The organism is Nocardioides sp. CPCC 206348 (genome assembly GCF_048654705.1).
Lineage (GTDB): Bacteria > Actinomycetota > Actinomycetes > Propionibacteriales > Nocardioidaceae > Nocardioides.
In genome coordinates, this window is sequence record NZ_JBMCZA010000113.1 from 316 (window position 1) to 1,004 (window position 689).

Genomic DNA, 689 nt, shown 5'->3' on the forward strand with positions numbered 1-689 from the left:
CCGTCACACGCTGGTCGTCGCGCCGACCGGTTCGGGCAAGACCCTCAGCGCCTTCCTCGCCGCCATCGACCGGTTGCTGACCACGCCGACACCCGACGACAAGCTGCGCCGGACCCGGGTCCTCTACATCTCGCCCCTCAAGGCCCTGGCCGTCGACGTCGAGCGCAACCTGCGCGCACCACTCATCGGCATCCGGCAGACCGCCGAGCGGCTCCATCCGGGACGACCCTTCCCCGAGGTGACCGTCGGGCTCCGCTCCGGCGACACGGCAGCAGGCGACCGGCGCAAGCTCGCGACCCGACCACCCGATGTCCTGATCACCACGCCCGAGTCGCTGTTCCTGATCCTGACCAGCCAGGCGCGCGAGACGCTGCGCGGCATCGAGACGGTCATCATCGACGAGGTCCACGCAGTCGCGGGGACCAAGCGTGGCGCGCACCTCGCGGTCAGCCTCGAGCGCCTCGACGCCCTTCTCCCCCGTCCCGCACAGCGCGTCGGACTGTCCGCCACGGTGCGGCCGACGGAGGAGGTCGCCCGCTTCCTCGGGGGCGCCGCACCCGTGGAGATCGTCGCGCCACCGGCCAGCAAGCTGTGGGACCTGCGGGTCGAGGTCCCCGTCGAGGACATGACGGAGCTGGGCGCCCGGCAGGGCGCGAGCGACGAGTTCGAGGACCCGACCGCTCCCCCGG

The 689-nt window shown here is 72.6% G+C and carries 1 protein-coding gene; it reads left to right on the top strand.

Annotated features, from left to right (window positions below):
* Nucleotides 1-689, top strand: a 689-nt coding sequence (locus ACOADB_RS06785) for a DEAD/DEAH box helicase (RefSeq protein WP_378597197.1), incomplete at both ends; no start/stop codon positions are given.